Raw genomic sequence first — 15,292 nt, forward strand, 5'->3', positions numbered from 1 at the left:
ATGACCGAGCATGTCGACATCTTCGAGGTCGGCCCGCGTGACGGCTTGCAAAACGAGGCGCGCGATATCCCGGTGGAGGAAAAGATCGCGCTTGTCGATTGTCTCGGCCGGGCCGGGTTTACCCGCATCGAAGTGGCCAGTTTCGTCAGCCCCAAATGGGTGCCGCAGATGGCCAGTTCGGGTGCGGTGCTGGCCGGGATCACGCGCGTGCCGGGGGTGCGGTACGCCGCGCTGACGCCGAACCTGCGGGGATTTGAGGATGCGTTGGCGGCAAAGGCCGACGAAGTGGCCATTTTCGGATCGGCGTCGGAAGGGTTTTCCAAGGCGAACATCAACGCCACGATTGCGGAAAGCCTTGAACGGTTCACCCCGGTGATGGCGGCGGCCAAGGCGGCAGGCATTCCGGTTCGCGGCTATGTCTCTTGCGTCACCGACTGCCCCTATGACGGGCCGGTTGATCCGGCGCAGGTGGCCTGGGTCGCCGGGCAATTACACGCGATGGGCTGTTACGAGATCAGCCTTGGCGACACTATAGGGCAGGGCACGCCCGAGCGGATCAGTGCGATGCTGGCAGCTGTTTGTGAGGTGGTCCCAGCTAGCCAACTGGCCGGGCACTACCACGACACCTCTGGCCGGGCGCTGGAGAATATCGAGGCCTCGCTGGAGGTCGGGCTGCGGGTGTTTGATGCAGCCGTAGGCGGGCTTGGTGGCTGCCCCTATGCGCCGGGGGCGGCGGGTAATGTCGCGACCGAGGCAGTTCATGACCGTTTGGTCGCGCTGGGCTATGAGACCGGGCTGAATCGCGAGGCTTTGGAGCAGGCCGCCGACATGGCGCGGGCCATGCGTCACCTAAGTCAATGAGCAGCCTATACGCATATGCCGAGCGGTTGATGGGCATGTCCGACACGGTCTGGGAGCGCCATGCCAACCCGTTATCCGTCTATAGTCGATTCACCGCCTTGCCGTTGCTGGCGCTGGCCATTTGGAGTCGGGCTTGGATCGGTGGCTGGGCCTTGCTGGCGGTGGCTTTCGCCATGTTTTGGATTTGGCTGAACCCCCGGCTGTTCCCACCACCGCGCAACCTTGACAGCTGGGCGTCACGTGGCGTCTTGGGAGAACGTGTTTTTCTGACCCACCCGGATCAGGTGGCACGGCACCATCATCGCTGGGCCAAGATACTGAGTATCGGATCCTTGCCCGGTGCCGTCGCGATGGGCTTGGGATTATGGTGGCTGGACGCAGGTTGGGTGGTGTTTGGCACAGTGCTGACGATGCTGCTGAAAGTGTGGTTTGTGGATCGCATGGTCTGGCTTTATGCCGATTGGCTGCGCGAGCAAGAAAAGGAATTGGGCGATGTTTGAGACGATTGAAATTGAACGTGACGCGCGCGGAGTGGCCACACTTTGGCTGAACCGGCCTGAGAAACACAACGCCATGTCCGCCCAGATGATTGGTGAGTTGCACAAGGCCGCCAGGCAACTTGGCGCAGATGAGGACGTGCGTGTCGTTGTTCTGGCAGCGCGCGGCAAAAGCTTTTGTGCTGGCGGTGATTTGGGCTGGATGCGGCAACAGTTCGAGGCCGATCCGGCCACCCGTTCGTCCGAGGCGGCGAAGCTGGCTTACATGCTGCAGGCCCTGAATACCCTGCCAAAGCCCCTGATTGGCCGACTTCATGGCAATGCCTTTGGCGGCGGGGTGGGTCTTGCGTCGGTCTGTGACGTGGCCATCGGGGCCGATCACATCGTGATGGGGCTGACGGAAACCCGGCTGGGCCTGATCCCGGCCACGATTGGCCCTTACGTGTGTGCCCGCATGGGCGAGGCCAGGGCGCGGCGCGTCTTCATGTCCTCCCGCAGATTTGGCGCGGACGAGGCAGTGACTTTGAACCTGTTGGCACGCGCGGTGCCTGAGGCAGAGCTGGACAAGGCGGTCGAGGCCGAGGTGACGCCATATCTTGAGTGTGCGCCCGGGGCCGTCGCGCGGTCCAAGGCGCTTTTGCGCCATATGGGGCCGACAATTGACGAGGCGATGATCGCTCACACTGCCGCCGAACTGGCCAGGTGCTGGGAAGGGGGCGAGGCGAGCGAAGGTATCGATGCGTTCTTTGGGAAACGAAAACCTGGCTGGTCGGTCAACTAATTTCATTGTGGTTAACCACACTTAAAGGATTTCGCCGCTCTACTGTTTTTGGACAGATGAGGGCGAGATGACAGAATTCAGAGTTTCGATGCGTGGGGCAGTTCTGGCGTTGCTGATGGCAACGGGTGTGGCGCAGGCCGATGAAAGCGACCAGCTTGGAATTGGCCCGCTGTCCTATTCCAATGTGATGTTTGATCGACAGGAGCATGTAACCGACAAGATCGCGCAGGCCCTGAAGGCCCGTCAACGTGGTGAACTACCGGAAATGGGCCTGCGGTTTGGCGGTCGTGCCATCGGTACGATCATTTCCGAGAAAAGCAACACGCCGGGCAAATTCCCGATCCTGTCACGTTTGCCGCCGACCCATACAAGCGGCAAATCTGATACGTTCGGCGTCATCAACGAGATTTCGGCCAATGCCACGCTAACCATGCCAATGGTCACCGCCTTTGTGCAGGGCGAGTTTACCGAGGTGGAATACCCCGGACAGGATGACGTTCAACTGCGCAAATACTGGCTGGCCGTTGGCGATCTGGATCGCTTTCCGGTCTATGTGGCGCTGGGACGAAAGACGGTGAATTTCGGTCTGTTTGAGACCTATGCGCCTTTCACGCACAGCCACAGCTCGCATTACTTCTGGGCCCAATCGGATGACCCTGTTCTTGAGATCGGGTATGTGACCGACCGCACCGAACTGACCTTTAGCCTGATCCCGGAACATCGGGGGAATCGGGTGCTCAGCAGTCCGCGCAACAATGGCGATCTGTCCAATTTCGCCCTGAACGGGTCGCATCGCTTTGATTTGCCGGGTGAGGCTTCGTTCCGACTGGGGGCGGGTTTCCTGCGCGGGTCAATTTATGACAGCACGGTGGCGCATCACCCTCCGGGGATCGGTATCAACCGGTATTGGAATGAAATCTGGGACGTCAACGCGACCTACAGCAGGGGACCGTTTGATCTGCAGGCTGAGTTCAGTCGCACCATGCACGACTGGGCGGCCACGGGGCATCATGTCTCGGCACTCACCCTGCAGGGACGCTATCGCAGCGAATTGCTTGGCAGGCCCGCCACCTGGTCCGTCAGCGCCAGCCGTGGCGAGCAGGGCGAGGATGGCAGCGAGTGGGAACGGATGGAGCAGATCATTCTGGGCCTTGAAGTGAAAGCCACCGACAACGTAACTCTGGGGGCCGAGTATCTTTACAATGCCGGGTTCGTTCCGCTAATCATGCCGCGCATCACGGGCGATCGCTCGGTCGAATCCCACACCCTGCTTACGGGGGTCAAGATCACGTTCTGAACAGGGCTTGCACGCTGGATTGGCGCGTTCTAGCGTCGCGGTAATCCGACCTCTTCCACAGGGAGCGTACATCATGCCTTTGAAAACCACCTGCCTCGGAGCATTCCCCAAACCGGATTATCTGCCGATTTCAGACTGGTTTCAGGTGCCTCACAACGAGGCAGATTATGACCAGAAGGTTACACAAGCCTGGTCGGCCGAGACTTTGGCCGAGCAGGCCGCCCTGTTTGATCGCGCGACCGCCGAGGCGATCGCAGATCAGATCGCTTGCGGCATTGATATACCCACCGATGGCGAGCAGCGGCGCGAAAACTACGTGCATTATCAATGCCGTCACTTCACCGGGTTCGACTTTGACACGCTCACAGAACGCGAGATGCGCAACGGGGCTTACGTGACCGGCCTGCCGACGATCCGGGCGCGCATCACTGCGGGGGACAAGGACACGCTGGTGCGTGATTGGCAAATGGCCGAGACTGCGGCGGGACGCCCCGTCAAGATGACAGTACCGGGGCCGATGACCATCGCAGACACCACGGCAGATGTGCATTACAACGATCCCCCCGCCTTGGCCCGTGACTTGGCCGATGCACTGAACGTGCAGATCCGCGCCCTAGCCGAGGCCGGGTGTCGGTTCATCCAAGTGGATGAGCCGATCTTTGCGCGCAAACCGACCGAGGCGCTGGCCTATGGCACCGAAACGCTGGAGCGGTGTTTTCATAATGTGCCGGATAGCGTGACCCGTGTCATGCATATGTGCTGTGGCTATCCAAACCATCTGGACGATCACGATTATCCCAAGGCCGATCAGGCCTCTTATGTGCAGATCGCGGAAGCCGTGGATGGGATTACCGACCAGATTTCCATCGAAGACGCCCATCGCCATAACCCGGATGTGCTGTTTTCGCATTTCAAGACCTCGCAATTGATCGTGGGCTTCATCACCGTGGCCTCAAGCCGGGTCGAACCGGTGGAGGAAATCAAGGCGCGCATGGAGCATGTGCTGGGCCTTTTGCCACCCGAGCGTGTGCTGGCCGCCCCCGATTGTGGTCTCGGGTTTCTCGGACGCGATCTGGCGATGAAAAAACTGCGCAACATGTGTGCGGCGGCGCAACTGGTCTGAGGTCGCACAAGGCCGGTTTTGACCCCGACATCAGATGAGCACGCTTACCCCGTGCACTGCGGTGAACTTCTTTTGCGATGGGTGTGTGAATCTGTCATGCGCTGGTTGACCCCATCTTGGGGCAGGGGTAAACCCGGTTGTGAGTTGAAAGTAGCCAACCCGCTCTGCGCAGCGCCGTGCGCATGAAAGGAGCCACCTTTTGGAAGAGATGCTCAGGGAATACCTTCCCATTCTCGTGTTTCTGGCCGTCGCGATCGCGCTCGGCATTATCCTCATCCTCGCCGCTGTCGTTCTGGCCGTGCGCAATCCCGACCCTGAAAAGGTAAGTGCCTACGAATGCGGCTTTAATGCCTTTGACGATGCGCGGATGAAATTCGATGTGCGCTTCTATCTGGTGTCGATTCTGTTCATCATTTTCGACCTCGAAATCGCGCTTCTGTTCCCGTGGGCTGTCGCGTTCCAGGACATTTCCATGACCGCCTTCTGGTCGATGATGGTGTTCCTTGCAATCCTGACCGCCGGGTTTGCCTATGAGTGGAAGAAGGGGGCGATGGAATGGGAGTAGCGACCGGAACCAATGTGGCGGGCGCAGATCGCGAATTCGCCACCCAGGAACTGAACCGTGAATTGCAGGATAAAGGCTTCCTGCTGACCTCGACCGAAGACATCATCAACTGGGCCCGCACCGGTTCGCTTCACTGGATGACCTTCGGCCTGGCCTGCTGCGCGGTCGAGATGATGCACACCGCCATGCCCCGCTATGACCTTGAGCGGTTCGGCACAGCGCCGCGCGCCTCGCCGCGCCAATCCGACCTGATGATCGTGGCTGGCACGCTGACCAACAAGATGGCACCGGCCCTGCGCAAGGTCTATGACCAGATGCCCGAGCCGCGCTATGTGATCTCGATGGGGTCTTGCGCCAATGGGGGTGGCTATTACCATTACAGCTATTCCGTGGTGCGTGGCTGTGACCGCATCGTGCCGGTCGATGTCTACGTGCCCGGCTGCCCGCCGACGGCCGAGGCGCTGGTATACGGAATTTTGCAATTGCAGCGGAAAATCCGCCGCACCGGGACTATCGTGCGCTGAGGCGGACGGATGACGACATATGACCGTGCAACGCGCCGCGCGGGAAAGGACTGGGAACGATGAGCGACGCTCTGACAGAACTGGGCACTCATATCGAGATGAAGCGCCCGGATTGCGTGCTTGGCTGGGAGATCAGCCACGGAGAGTTGACGGTTGACGTGGCTCTGCCAAACATCGTTGGATTTGTCGAGTTTCTGAAATCCGATCAGACCTGTAAGTTCTCGACACTCGTCGACGTTACGGCGGTGGATTACCCCGAGCGTCCCAAGCGGTTCGACGTGGTTTATCATTTCCTCAGCATGTACCAGAACCACCGCATTCGCCTGCGCGTGGCGATCCGCGAGGAAGACATGGTGCCCTCGATCACCGATGTACACCCCTCGGCCAACTGGTTCGAACGGGAAGTCTTCGACATGTACGGTATCCTGTTTTCCGGTCACCCCGACCTGCGCCGCATCCTGACCGATTACGGTTTCCGCGGCTTCCCGCTGCGCAAGGATTTCCCGACCACGGGCTATACCGAAGTGCGCTATGACGAGGTGCAGAAACGGGTGGTCTATGAACCCGTCTCGCTGGTTCAGGAATACCGCCAGTTTGACTTCATGAGCCCGTGGGAAGGGGCCGAATACATCCTGCCCGGCGATGAAAAGCAGGAGGAGGCGAAATGATGGATTTCGCAACCGCTTTCTTGGAAGTGAGTATATACTCGCGGTACGGAACCGCGCTGAATATCCTCTTCAGCATAGCGACGGTGCTTAGTTTTTTCACCATTGCGCAAGAGCTTAAGTTGCCTTGGTGGGTTGCTCCTTTGACTTTCATTCCACTTTTCGCCGCTTGTGCACTCATACTTATTTCTTCGACAATCCTTCGGCAGCGGGGTGAGAGCACATGATGGACGGCTCCAACGAGTTCAACGACGCCCAGACCGGCGAACAGAAGATCCGTAACTTCAACATCAACTTCGGGCCTCAACACCCTGCGGCCCATGGCGTGTTGCGCCTTGTGTTGGAGCTGGACGGCGAGATTGTCGAACGGGCTGACCCGCATATCGGCCTGCTGCACCGTGGCACCGAAAAGCTGATGGAAAGCCGCACCTACCTGCAAAACCTGCCCTATTTCGACCGGCTGGATTACGTGGCCCCGATGAATCAGGAACATGCTTGGTGTCTGGCCATTGAAAAGCTGACCGGCGTGGAAGTGCCCCGCCGGGGCAGCCTGATCCGGGTGCTTTACTCCGAGATTGGCCGAATTCTGAACCATATCCTCAACGTCACCACGCAGGCGATGGATGTGGGCGCTCTGACCCCGCCCCTGTGGGGCTTTGAAGAGCGTGAAAAGCTGATGGTGTTCTATGAACGCGCCTGTGGTGCCCGCCTGCACGCGGCCTATTTCCGTCCCGGTGGTGTGCATCAGGATATCCCGGACGAGCTGATCGATGATATCGAAACTTGGGCGCATGAATTCCCGCGCGTGATTGCCGATCTGGACGGGCTGCTGACGGAAAACCGCATCTTCAAACAGCGCAACGCCGATATCGGCGTGGTCAACGAACAGGACATCCTCGATTGGGGCTTCTCGGGCGTGATGGTGCGGGGCAGTGGTTTGGCATGGGACCTGCGCCGTGCGCAGCCCTATGAGTGCTACAGCGAGTTCGAGTTTGATATTCCCGTCGGCAAGAACGGCGATTGCTATGATCGCTATCTGTGCCGGATGGAAGAAATGCGCCAGAGCCTGCGGATCATCCATCAATGCGTCGAGAAACTGCGCGCACCGGACGGGAAGGGCGACGTTCTGGCCCGGGGCAAGATCACGCCACCCAAACGCGGCGAGATGAAAACTTCGATGGAGGCCCTGATCCACCATTTCAAGCTTTACACCGAAGGCTTCCATGTTCCGGCGGGTGAGGTTTACGCCGCCGTTGAGGCGCCCAAGGGCGAGTTCGGCGTCTACCTTGTGGCTGATGGCACCAACCGGCCTTACCGGGCCAAGATCCGTGCGCCCGGCTATCTGCACCTGCAGGCAATGGATTACGTCGCAGGCGGCCACCAGCTGGCCGACGTAGCGGCGATCATCGGGACGATGGATGTCGTCTTTGGGGAGATTGACCGGTAATGACCCTGGCACAGCTGGCCATATCCCTGTCTGCCCTGGGCATTCTGGTGACCGGTGCGCTGGCCTTCCTGTTCATGCGCGATCCGGTGTCAGCCTTGCGCCTGACCACCCATCGCGCCGAGAAACTGCCGCAGGTGATGGCGGACAGATACATCGCCATGGCGGTCCTGACGATTGGGGCCACTTTGTACGGAGATATGAAGGTGATTGCCGTGCTGTTTGGCACATTCGCTTTCATGGGCTTTGCTGACGCTTGGATATACCGGCGCGGCGGATTTCCGATCGCCAAGCATATGGCGGCGGGGGTTTTGGCCCTGATTGTAGTTGTTGTGGCGCTGTTGGCGCTGAACGCGGAAGAAGGGGGACTCTGATGCGGTACAAATATGTTGGTGTGGGCCTGATCGTGGCAGCCCTGGCGGGGTGTGATATTCCGCCTCAGGGGACCAATGCAGAAGATGTGGCGAATTATCAGGCTGCCGTGGCCAGTATCGGCTGCGTGATGTTCAGCGAATCCGATTATTTGCCAGTCGAACTGCAGGCCGGTCTGACCCGCGAACAATCTCAGGCGCTGACCTCTTTCCACCTTGGCACCGGCAAAGCCGTGAAGACGGAAGAAGGCGGCGTCAGGCTGACAGTGGGGGACTGTGCCACGGATGCAGCCTAAAGCGTCCATACCGATGGGCAGCGGAGCCCTTACAAGACAGGCCCGCATGCCCGAAAAGATAAATGATGGGTGTGTGTACCCGTCTCTGAAACCTGAAAAGACTGTTTGATCCATGCTTCGCAGACTCCATCCAGACCAGCCTGACGGCTTTGCTTATACCCCGGCCAATCAAGCTTGGGCCGAAGGGCAGATCACCAAATACCCTGAAGGGCGTCAGGCCAGCGCGATTATCCCACTTCTGTGGCGCGCGCAGGAACAAGAGGGCTGGCTGTCGCGCCCCGCGATCGAACATGTGGCCAGCATGTTGGACATGGCCTATATCCGGGCGCTGGAAGTGGCCAGTTTCTACTTTATGTTTCAGCTACAACCTGTTGGTTCTGTTGCGCATATTCAAATCTGTGGAACGACCTCCTGCATGATCTGCGGGGCCGAGGACCTTGTGGCGGTCTGTAAGGACAAGATCGCTCCGCAGCCGCATCAGATCAGTGCCGATGGCAAGTTCAGCTGGGAAGAGGTGGAGTGCCTCGGGGCCTGCGCCAACGCACCGATGGCCCAGATTGGCAAGGATTATTACGAAGACCTGACAGCCGAGCGTTTTGCCGAGTTGCTGGACGAGATGGCCGCAGGGCGTGTGCCGACGCCGGGTCCGCAAAACGGGCGGTTCGCGTCTGAGCCCAAATCGGGGCTGACCAGCCTGAAAGAGTATGACTCGGGCAGAACCAAGTACAACGCAAGTGCACAGCTGGCGTCGGATTTGGGTGAAACGATCAAGCGGATTGATGGCAGTGAAGTGCCTTTGCTGACCCCGTGGCTGGACAAAGGGGCCAATCATCGGCCCGCCGATCCAGCAGCCAACGTGACGGACGCCCCGGCCGAGGTTGCGGCGAAGACTGCCGAGAAAACACCCACGGCGCAGCCGCAAGACAAGTCAAAGTCCAAGGGCAAGCCGAAGTCGAAGGCGAAAGGGAAAGCGGCAGAAGCGCCGGTTGATACCGTCGGCACAAAGCCTGAGTTGCTGAGCGCGGCGCGCGCGGAAGGGGCGGATGACCTGAAGCTGATCAAAGGAGTCGGAGCCAAGCTGGAAACCGAACTGAACGAGAAGGGCGTCTATCACTACGATCAGATTGCCGGCTGGAGCGAGGCGGAAGTGGCCTGGGCCGATCAGCATCTTGTGAAGTTTAAAGGCCGGGTCAGTCGCGACGATTGGGTCGCGCAGGCGAAAATACTTGCTGAAGGCGGTGAAACCGAGTTTTCCGCCCGTAAGAAGACGTGAGAGACTGAACCGTGGGTATGAACCAACTGAGACATGGGAGTGAGCGGCAATGACACCGACAGGTGGCTGGAATACCTGTTCGATCTTCTGGTGGACCGTTGGCGGTGTTGCCGGCATCGTTGCCTATGTGATGGCCCATCAGGCCACCACTGCGCTTGCGGCCCTGATGTTGGGTGCCGCGCTTGCCGTCTTTATCGGATTGGCGATGACACGGTTGTTCTGCACGGGCATCGCCCGCAACTTGGATGCTGAAGATCGCGCGGCCCCATCGGCAGATACCGCTTCCATCGCGTCAGAGGCGGCTAAAACTGCCCCTAAGATGGTCGAGAGTGAAACGCCTGAAGCTTTCGTGGCACCGACGCCAGTCGCCAACGCGGAGACAAGCACACCTGACTACGATGGTGACGGTGTGGTTGAAGGTGAAAACGAAGGCACACGCCCCGAGGCCCTGAGCGCAGCTCGCGATGGTAAGGCGGATAACCTGAAAGAAATCAAAGGGATCGGTCCGAAACTTGAGAAGCTTTGCAATGCGATGGGCTTTTATCATTTCGATCAGATCGCCGCGTGGACGGATGACGAAGTGGCTTGGGTCAACGCCAATCTGGAAGGTTTCAAGGGCCGTGTGAGCCGTGACAACTGGGTGGAGCAAGCCAAGATCCTGGCCGCAGGCGGAGAGACAGAGTTTTCCAAACGCGTCGAAGATGGTGATGTGTATTGAAGGTGAGTAATGAAAACCGAGCAACAGGATCAGATCGCGCGCAAGGGTCGCATCACCGCATTGGTGATTGCGGGCACAGCCGTGTTTTGGGTTCTGGCCTCGTTTGTCGGCGCTCAGATGGGATGGAACAATCGCACACGCGCGCTGTTCGATCTGCTGGCTTTGGCGGGGTTCGTCTGGGCCTTTGTCTTGATCTATCAAATCTGGCGCGCGCGTCAGAACAATCAGGGGTGACGGGATGCTGAAAGACCAGGACCGTATCTTTACCAATCTCTATGGGATGCATGACCGCACCCTGAAAGGTGCGCAGTCGCGCGGCCATTGGGATGGCACGGCAAAAATCCTGCAAAAGGGCCGCGACTGGATCATTGATCAGATGAAGGCCAGTGGCTTGCGTGGGCGCGGTGGTGCGGGCTTCCCCACCGGGCTCAAATGGTCGTTCATGCCCAAGGAAAGCGATGGCCGGCCAGCGTATCTTGTGGTCAATGCCGATGAATCCGAGCCCGGCACCTGCAAAGACCGCGAGATCATGCGCCATGATCCGCATACGCTGATCGAGGGCTGTTTGATCGCCAGCTTCGCGATGAATGCCCATGCCTGCTATATCTACATTCGCGGCGAATATATCCGCGAAAAAGAAGCCCTGCAGAACGCCATCGACGAGGCATACGAGGCCGGTCTTATCGGACGGAATGCCTGTAATTCGGGCTGGGATTTCGACCTCTACCTGCATCATGGGGCTGGGGCCTACATTTGCGGTGAAGAAACGGCCCTTCTGGAAAGCCTTGAGGGCAAGAAGGGCATGCCGCGCATGAAGCCGCCGTTTCCCGCGGGCGCCGGGCTTTATGGCTGTCCGACCACGGTGAACAACGTTGAATCGATTGCAGTCGTGCCGACGATTCTGCGCCGTGGCGCAGACTGGTTTGCGAGCTTTGGTAATCCAAACAACTCGGGCACCAAGATTTATGCGATCTCGGGCCATGTGAATAACCCTTGCGTGGTGGAAGACGCCATGTCGATCAGCTTTGAAGAACTGATCGAAAAGCATTGCGGCGGCATTCGTGGTGGCTGGGATAACCTGAAGGCGGTCATCCCCGGCGGATCGTCCGTGCCTTGCGTGCGCGGTGAGACGATCAAAGGCGCAACCATGGATTTCGATGGCTTGCGTGAGGTGGGATCATCCCTTGGCACGGCAGCGGTGATCGTCATGGACAAGGATACGGACATCATCAAGGCGATCTGGCGTCTCAGTAAGTTCTACAAGCACGAAAGCTGTGGCCAATGCACGCCCTGCCGCGAAGGCACCGGCTGGATGATGCGGGTCATGGACCGTCTGGTGCGCGGCGAGGCAGAGGTTGAGGAAATCGACATGCTGTTGGATGTGACCAAACAGGTCGAGGGCCACACGATCTGTGCGCTTGGCGATGCGGCGGCATGGCCGATTCAAGGGCTGATCAAGAACTTCCGTGATGAGATCGAGGACCGTATCAAGGCGCAGCAAAAAGGCCGCGTCAGCGCGGTTGCGGCGGAGTAGGGGAATGGAGGCCTTCGCAGCATATGGCCACGCCCTTGTGGCATTGGCGGCCACGGCGATCTTTGGATTGCTGATGAGTCCGCTATCTGCCATGCGCAAGACCGCGTTCGGTCTGGCGCCCGGGCAAGAACCGGCAGCCGATTACGGCTCATCCGTTTATCGCTGGCATCGTGCCTACCTGAATCTGGCCGAGTCGATGGGCTTTTTTGCGGCTGTGACCGTGGCGGCCATCCTTGCCGGGGGCAGCCCGTTCTGGGTCAACCTTTATGCGTCTGTGTTTTTCGTCAGCCGCCTTGTCATGGCTGTCATCCATATTCGCGGCCTTGGCGGACCGGACCGCAGCTTGCGCTCGATGGCTTACGCCGTTGGTATGTTGATGTGCGTGCTTTTGGGGCTTACGGCGATCATCAACGGGTTTGCGGGGTAGAACGGATTATGCGCATTCTGACCATCTTTCTTGTGACGGTTCTGGCGCTGGGGGCCTGTTCGGAGAAATCCAAACGTGTGTACTTTGGCGGTAACTACTATCCGACCAAGGAAAAAGGCGGCGGCAAAGACGATCGCGCCCTGTTTGCGACGACGGTACGTCGAGCCGATCAGGGCGTTGACGGCGCGCGCGAGGCCGGGCGTCATGGTGGTGCAAAGTACTGTATCAAGAATTTCGGCACCTCCGAGATCGAGTGGATCAACGGCCCGGATGCCCCGCTGCAGTCCCTGCAGAGTTCGAACGGGAATCTGGTTCTGACCGGGCGTTGTGTCACATGGTAAAAAACTGCGCATATCAGGCTGTTAGCGGGGATGTTATTGCATATCACCGCGCTGCGGACCCATTTCGGGCCGACCGGGAGGTGCCATCGCGCGCCCGCCCGGCATCCGCAGCAAAGGAGACAGCTATGCGTATGATTACCACATGTGTTCTGAGTGCCGCCCTGTCGATGGGATTGGCCATGCCATCGCAGGCCGCCAATGGTTTGGCCGGAGAGGCAGATATCAACAATGGCCTGCTGACCGCCGCCATTGCTGAGAAAATACAACGCGAGTGCCGCAGCATCGGCGCACGCATCTTCAAGGGACGGGCCTATCTGAACGGCCTAAAAGACTTGGCGAGTGATCGCGGATATTCCGATGCCGAGATCGAAGCCTACATCAACAACGACCAGGAAAAGGCGAAAATGCGCGAGCGGCGCAACGAGTATTTCAAGGCGAACGGGGCCAGCAATCTGGACCCAGACAGCTTGTGTGTGCTCGGTCGCTCGGAAATCGCCAAGAACAGCCAGGTCGGAGCATTACTGAGAGCAAAGTGAGAACGGATGTCTGACCTTCGCAAAGTTATCATCGACGACCAAGAGGTGGAAGTGGACGGGGCCATGACCCTGATCCAGGCATGCGAACAGATCGGAGTGGAAATTCCACGCTTCTGTTATCACGAAAGGCTGTCCATTGCCGGCAATTGCCGCATGTGCCTTGTCGAAGTTGTAGGGGGGCCGCCCAAACCAGCGGCCTCCTGCGCGATGCAGGTCAAAGACTTGCGGCCTGGCCCCGAAGGGCAGCCGCCGGTTGTGAAAACCAACAGCCCGATGGTCAAGAAGGCCCGTGAGGGCGTGATGGAATTCTTGCTGATCAACCACCCGCTGGATTGCCCGATTTGCGATCAGGGCGGTGAGTGCGATTTGCAAGATCAGGCGATGGCATACGGCGTGGACTTTAGCCGTTTCCGCGAACCAAAACGTGCTGTGGACGATCTGGATCTGGGGCCGCTGGTGGAAACCCACATGACCCGCTGCATTTCCTGCACGCGCTGTGTGCGTTTCACCACCGAGGTCGCAGGCATCACCCAAATGGGTCAGACCGGGCGCGGCGAAGACGCCGAAATCACCAGCTACCTGGGCGAAACACTCGACAGCAACCTGCAGGGCAACATCATTGATCTGTGCCCCGTGGGTGCGTTGGTCAGTAAACCCTACGCGTTCACTGCCCGCCCGTGGGAACTGACCAAGACCGAAACCATTGATGTGATGGATGCGCTTGGCAGCAATATCCGGGTGGATTGCAAGGGCCGGGAAGTGATGCGGATGCTGCCGCGCAACCATGACGGCGTGAATGAAGAGTGGATTTCCGACAAGACGCGCTTTGTCTGGGACGGGCTGCGCCGCCAGCGTCTGGACAAACCTTACGTGCGCGAAAACGGCAAGCTGCGCGCTGCCACCTGGGGCGAGGCGCTGGCCAAGGCCGCCGAGGCGATGAAAGGCAAGAAGGTCACCGGTCTGGTCGGCGATCTGGCCCCGGTCGAGGCGGCTTTCGCGCTCAAGCAACTGGTCAAAGGGCTGGGTGGTTCGGTCGAATGCCGCACGGATGGGGCGCATCTGGTGCCCGGCAACCGCTCGGCCTATGTGGGAACGGCGGCGATTGAGGATATCGACACTGCCAAGCATATCTACCTGATCGGGACCGATCCTTCGGTCGAAGCGCCGGTTCTGAACGCGCGTATTCGCAAGGCCTGGATTAACGGGGCTGATGTGCATCGTGTCGGCACGCCCGCAGATCTGACCTATGATGTGACGGATTACGGACCGCGCAACCGCTTCCTTCAGCGGCTTTTGAAAGACGCCAAACCTCAGGAGGATGCGATTGTCATCCTCGGGCAGGGCGGCCTCCACGGTGCGAACGGCGTGCCGGTTCTAAGCCACGCGATGGCCCTGACCGAAAAGCTGGGCGGACGGATGCTGGTTCTGCACACGGCGGCCGGGCGCGTGGGTGCGATGGATGCGGGCTGTACCACCGATGGTGGGATCGAGGCCGCATTGGACGGTGCCGAGGTGGTTTATAACCTCGGGGCGGACGAAATGGACGTGCCCGCCGGGCCGTTCGTGATCTATCAGGGCAGCCACGGGGATCGCGGTGCGCACCGTGCGGATGTGATCCTGCCGGGGGCGGCCTATACCGAAGAACAAGGGCTGTTCGTGAACACCGAAGGGCGTCCGCAACTGGCGCTACGGGCTGGGCACCCGCCGGGCGAGGCCAAGGAAAACTGGGCGATCCTGCGCGCACTGTCCGGCGAAATGGGCGAGGCGCTGCCGTTTGACAATCTGGCAGCACTGCGCACGGCGCTGGTGGCCGAGGCGCCGCATCTTACGCAGATTGACGAGGTTCCCGAAAATGCCTGGTCTTCGGTCGAGATGGTCGAGCTGGGTGCAGGACATGTCGAGGCCGCCATCAGCGACTTCTACCTGACCAACCCGATCGCCAGGGCCAGCGAATTGATGGCCGAGTTGAGCGCCAACGCCAAGGCACGGCGCGAAACGCCCGTGGCGGCCGAGTGATGCATCGCCTGGGTCTCATAGCG

19 protein-coding genes are annotated in these 15,292 nt (G+C 59.5%); all 19 read left to right on the forward strand.

The window, feature by feature from the left end; genetic code table 11:
• The gene (locus tag V6N02_RS01340; RefSeq protein WP_371223537.1) at positions 1 to 861 is read left to right on the forward strand and encodes a hydroxymethylglutaryl-CoA lyase; all 861 of its coding nucleotides are present in this window, start codon (positions 1 to 3) and stop codon (positions 859 to 861) included.
• Complete coding sequence (locus V6N02_RS01345) at positions 858 to 1,361, forward strand: DUF6653 family protein (protein ID WP_371223539.1); 504 nt, start codon at positions 858 to 860, stop codon at positions 1,359 to 1,361. Before V6N02_RS01340 ends, V6N02_RS01345 begins: the two co-directional genes overlap by 4 nt.
• Complete coding sequence (locus V6N02_RS01350; RefSeq protein ID WP_371223541.1) at positions 1,354 to 2,139, forward strand: crotonase/enoyl-CoA hydratase family protein; 786 nt, start codon at positions 1,354 to 1,356, stop codon at positions 2,137 to 2,139. Before V6N02_RS01345 ends, V6N02_RS01350 begins: the two co-directional genes overlap by 8 nt.
• A gap of 67 nt (positions 2,140 to 2,206) precedes the next feature.
• Positions 2,207 to 3,436 (forward strand): hypothetical protein, encoded by a 1,230-nt coding sequence (locus V6N02_RS01355; RefSeq protein ID WP_371223543.1) that lies wholly within the window; start codon positions 2,207 to 2,209, stop codon positions 3,434 to 3,436.
• Positions 3,437 to 3,509: 73 nt separating this feature from the next.
• Positions 3,510 to 4,559 (forward strand): cobalamin-independent methionine synthase II family protein, encoded by a 1,050-nt coding sequence (locus tag V6N02_RS01360; protein WP_371223545.1) that lies wholly within the window; start codon positions 3,510 to 3,512, stop codon positions 4,557 to 4,559.
• 199 nt (positions 4,560 to 4,758) lie between these two features.
• Entirely contained in the window at positions 4,759 to 5,124 is a 366-nt protein-coding gene (locus tag V6N02_RS01365) for an NADH-quinone oxidoreductase subunit A (protein WP_371223547.1), read from the forward strand.
• The gene (locus tag V6N02_RS01370) at positions 5,115 to 5,648 is read left to right on the forward strand and encodes a NuoB/complex I 20 kDa subunit family protein (protein ID WP_371223549.1); all 534 of its coding nucleotides are present in this window, start codon (positions 5,115 to 5,117) and stop codon (positions 5,646 to 5,648) included. Before V6N02_RS01365 ends, V6N02_RS01370 begins: the two co-directional genes overlap by 10 nt.
• A gap of 59 nt (positions 5,649 to 5,707) precedes the next feature.
• Positions 5,708 to 6,316: an NADH-quinone oxidoreductase subunit C gene (locus V6N02_RS01375; protein ID WP_371223551.1), complete on the forward strand. Its 609-nt coding sequence runs from the start codon at positions 5,708 to 5,710 to the stop codon at positions 6,314 to 6,316.
• A 223-nt stretch (positions 6,317 to 6,539) separates the two neighbouring features.
• Positions 6,540 to 7,760, forward strand: a complete 1,221-nt coding sequence (locus V6N02_RS01380) for an NADH-quinone oxidoreductase subunit D (protein WP_371224555.1) — start codon at positions 6,540 to 6,542, stop codon at positions 7,758 to 7,760.
• Positions 7,760 to 8,131 carry a hypothetical protein gene (locus tag V6N02_RS01385; RefSeq protein ID WP_371223553.1) on the forward strand — a complete coding sequence of 124 codons (372 nt, stop codon included), beginning with the start codon at positions 7,760 to 7,762 and terminating at the stop codon, positions 8,129 to 8,131. Before V6N02_RS01380 ends, V6N02_RS01385 begins: the two co-directional genes overlap by 1 nt.
• Positions 8,131 to 8,424 (forward strand): DcrB/PsbP domain-containing protein, encoded by a 294-nt coding sequence (locus V6N02_RS01390; RefSeq protein ID WP_371223555.1) that lies wholly within the window; start codon positions 8,131 to 8,133, stop codon positions 8,422 to 8,424. Before V6N02_RS01385 ends, V6N02_RS01390 begins: the two co-directional genes overlap by 1 nt.
• A gap of 112 nt (positions 8,425 to 8,536) precedes the next feature.
• Positions 8,537 to 9,697 carry an NADH-quinone oxidoreductase subunit E gene (locus V6N02_RS01395; protein ID WP_371223557.1) on the forward strand — a complete coding sequence of 387 codons (1,161 nt, stop codon included), beginning with the start codon at positions 8,537 to 8,539 and terminating at the stop codon, positions 9,695 to 9,697.
• A 49-nt stretch (positions 9,698 to 9,746) separates the two neighbouring features.
• Positions 9,747 to 10,415, forward strand: a complete 669-nt coding sequence (locus V6N02_RS01400; protein ID WP_371223559.1) for an NADH:ubiquinone oxidoreductase — start codon at positions 9,747 to 9,749, stop codon at positions 10,413 to 10,415.
• 9 nt (positions 10,416 to 10,424) lie between these two features.
• Positions 10,425 to 10,649 carry a DUF5337 domain-containing protein gene (locus tag V6N02_RS01405; protein WP_371223561.1) on the forward strand — a complete coding sequence of 75 codons (225 nt, stop codon included), beginning with the start codon at positions 10,425 to 10,427 and terminating at the stop codon, positions 10,647 to 10,649.
• Between the two features lie 4 nt (positions 10,650 to 10,653).
• Complete coding sequence (gene nuoF / locus V6N02_RS01410; protein WP_371223563.1) at positions 10,654 to 11,949, forward strand: NADH-quinone oxidoreductase subunit NuoF; 1,296 nt, start codon at positions 10,654 to 10,656, stop codon at positions 11,947 to 11,949.
• Between the two features lie 4 nt (positions 11,950 to 11,953).
• The gene (locus V6N02_RS01415; protein WP_371223565.1) at positions 11,954 to 12,376 is read left to right on the forward strand and encodes an MAPEG family protein; all 423 of its coding nucleotides are present in this window, start codon (positions 11,954 to 11,956) and stop codon (positions 12,374 to 12,376) included.
• Between the two features lie 8 nt (positions 12,377 to 12,384).
• The gene (locus V6N02_RS01420; protein ID WP_371223567.1) at positions 12,385 to 12,717 is read left to right on the forward strand and encodes a hypothetical protein; all 333 of its coding nucleotides are present in this window, start codon (positions 12,385 to 12,387) and stop codon (positions 12,715 to 12,717) included.
• A gap of 125 nt (positions 12,718 to 12,842) precedes the next feature.
• Positions 12,843 to 13,253: a DUF5333 domain-containing protein gene (locus V6N02_RS01425; protein WP_371223569.1), complete on the forward strand. Its 411-nt coding sequence runs from the start codon at positions 12,843 to 12,845 to the stop codon at positions 13,251 to 13,253.
• Between the two features lie 6 nt (positions 13,254 to 13,259).
• A complete protein-coding gene (gene nuoG, locus V6N02_RS01430; RefSeq protein WP_371223571.1) occupies positions 13,260 to 15,269 on the forward strand; it encodes an NADH-quinone oxidoreductase subunit NuoG in 2,010 nt (669 codons plus the stop codon).
• The last annotated feature ends 23 nt before the right edge of the window (positions 15,270 to 15,292 follow it).

It is taken from the genome of Roseovarius conchicola, from assembly GCF_041403425.1.
Taxonomy (GTDB): domain Bacteria; phylum Pseudomonadota; class Alphaproteobacteria; order Rhodobacterales; family Rhodobacteraceae; genus Roseovarius; species Roseovarius conchicola.

Excerpts from the sequence above, each read along its gene's own strand:
- V6N02_RS01350 (WP_371223541.1), top strand. The coding sequence starts at position 1,354 with ATGTTTGAGACGATTGAAATTGAACGTGACGCGCGCGGAGTGGCCACA.
- V6N02_RS01370 (WP_371223549.1), top strand. The coding sequence starts at position 5,115 with ATGGGAGTAGCGACCGGAACCAATGTGGCGGGCGCAGATCGCGAATTC.
- V6N02_RS01355 (WP_371223543.1), top strand. The coding sequence starts at position 2,207 with ATGACAGAATTCAGAGTTTCGATGCGTGGGGCAGTTCTGGCGTTGCTG.
- V6N02_RS01380 (WP_371224555.1), top strand. The coding sequence starts at position 6,540 with ATGGACGGCTCCAACGAGTTCAACGACGCCCAGACCGGCGAACAGAAG.
- V6N02_RS01405 (WP_371223561.1), top strand. The coding sequence starts at position 10,425 with ATGAAAACCGAGCAACAGGATCAGATCGCGCGCAAGGGTCGCATCACC.
- V6N02_RS01420 (WP_371223567.1), top strand. The coding sequence starts at position 12,385 with ATGCGCATTCTGACCATCTTTCTTGTGACGGTTCTGGCGCTGGGGGCC.
- V6N02_RS01415 (WP_371223565.1), top strand. The coding sequence starts at position 11,954 with ATGGAGGCCTTCGCAGCATATGGCCACGCCCTTGTGGCATTGGCGGCC.
- V6N02_RS01375 (WP_371223551.1), top strand. The coding sequence starts at position 5,708 with ATGAGCGACGCTCTGACAGAACTGGGCACTCATATCGAGATGAAGCGC.
- V6N02_RS01425 (WP_371223569.1), top strand. The coding sequence starts at position 12,843 with ATGCGTATGATTACCACATGTGTTCTGAGTGCCGCCCTGTCGATGGGA.
- V6N02_RS01345 (WP_371223539.1), top strand. The coding sequence starts at position 858 with ATGAGCAGCCTATACGCATATGCCGAGCGGTTGATGGGCATGTCCGAC.
- V6N02_RS01360 (WP_371223545.1), top strand. The coding sequence starts at position 3,510 with ATGCCTTTGAAAACCACCTGCCTCGGAGCATTCCCCAAACCGGATTAT.
- V6N02_RS01400 (WP_371223559.1), top strand. The coding sequence starts at position 9,747 with ATGACACCGACAGGTGGCTGGAATACCTGTTCGATCTTCTGGTGGACC.
- V6N02_RS01340 (WP_371223537.1), top strand. The coding sequence starts at position 1 with ATGACCGAGCATGTCGACATCTTCGAGGTCGGCCCGCGTGACGGCTTG.
- nuoG (WP_371223571.1), top strand. The coding sequence starts at position 13,260 with ATGTCTGACCTTCGCAAAGTTATCATCGACGACCAAGAGGTGGAAGTG.
- V6N02_RS01395 (WP_371223557.1), top strand. The coding sequence starts at position 8,537 with ATGCTTCGCAGACTCCATCCAGACCAGCCTGACGGCTTTGCTTATACC.
- V6N02_RS01390 (WP_371223555.1), top strand. The coding sequence starts at position 8,131 with ATGCGGTACAAATATGTTGGTGTGGGCCTGATCGTGGCAGCCCTGGCG.
- V6N02_RS01385 (WP_371223553.1), top strand. The coding sequence starts at position 7,760 with ATGACCCTGGCACAGCTGGCCATATCCCTGTCTGCCCTGGGCATTCTG.
- nuoF (WP_371223563.1), top strand. The coding sequence starts at position 10,654 with ATGCTGAAAGACCAGGACCGTATCTTTACCAATCTCTATGGGATGCAT.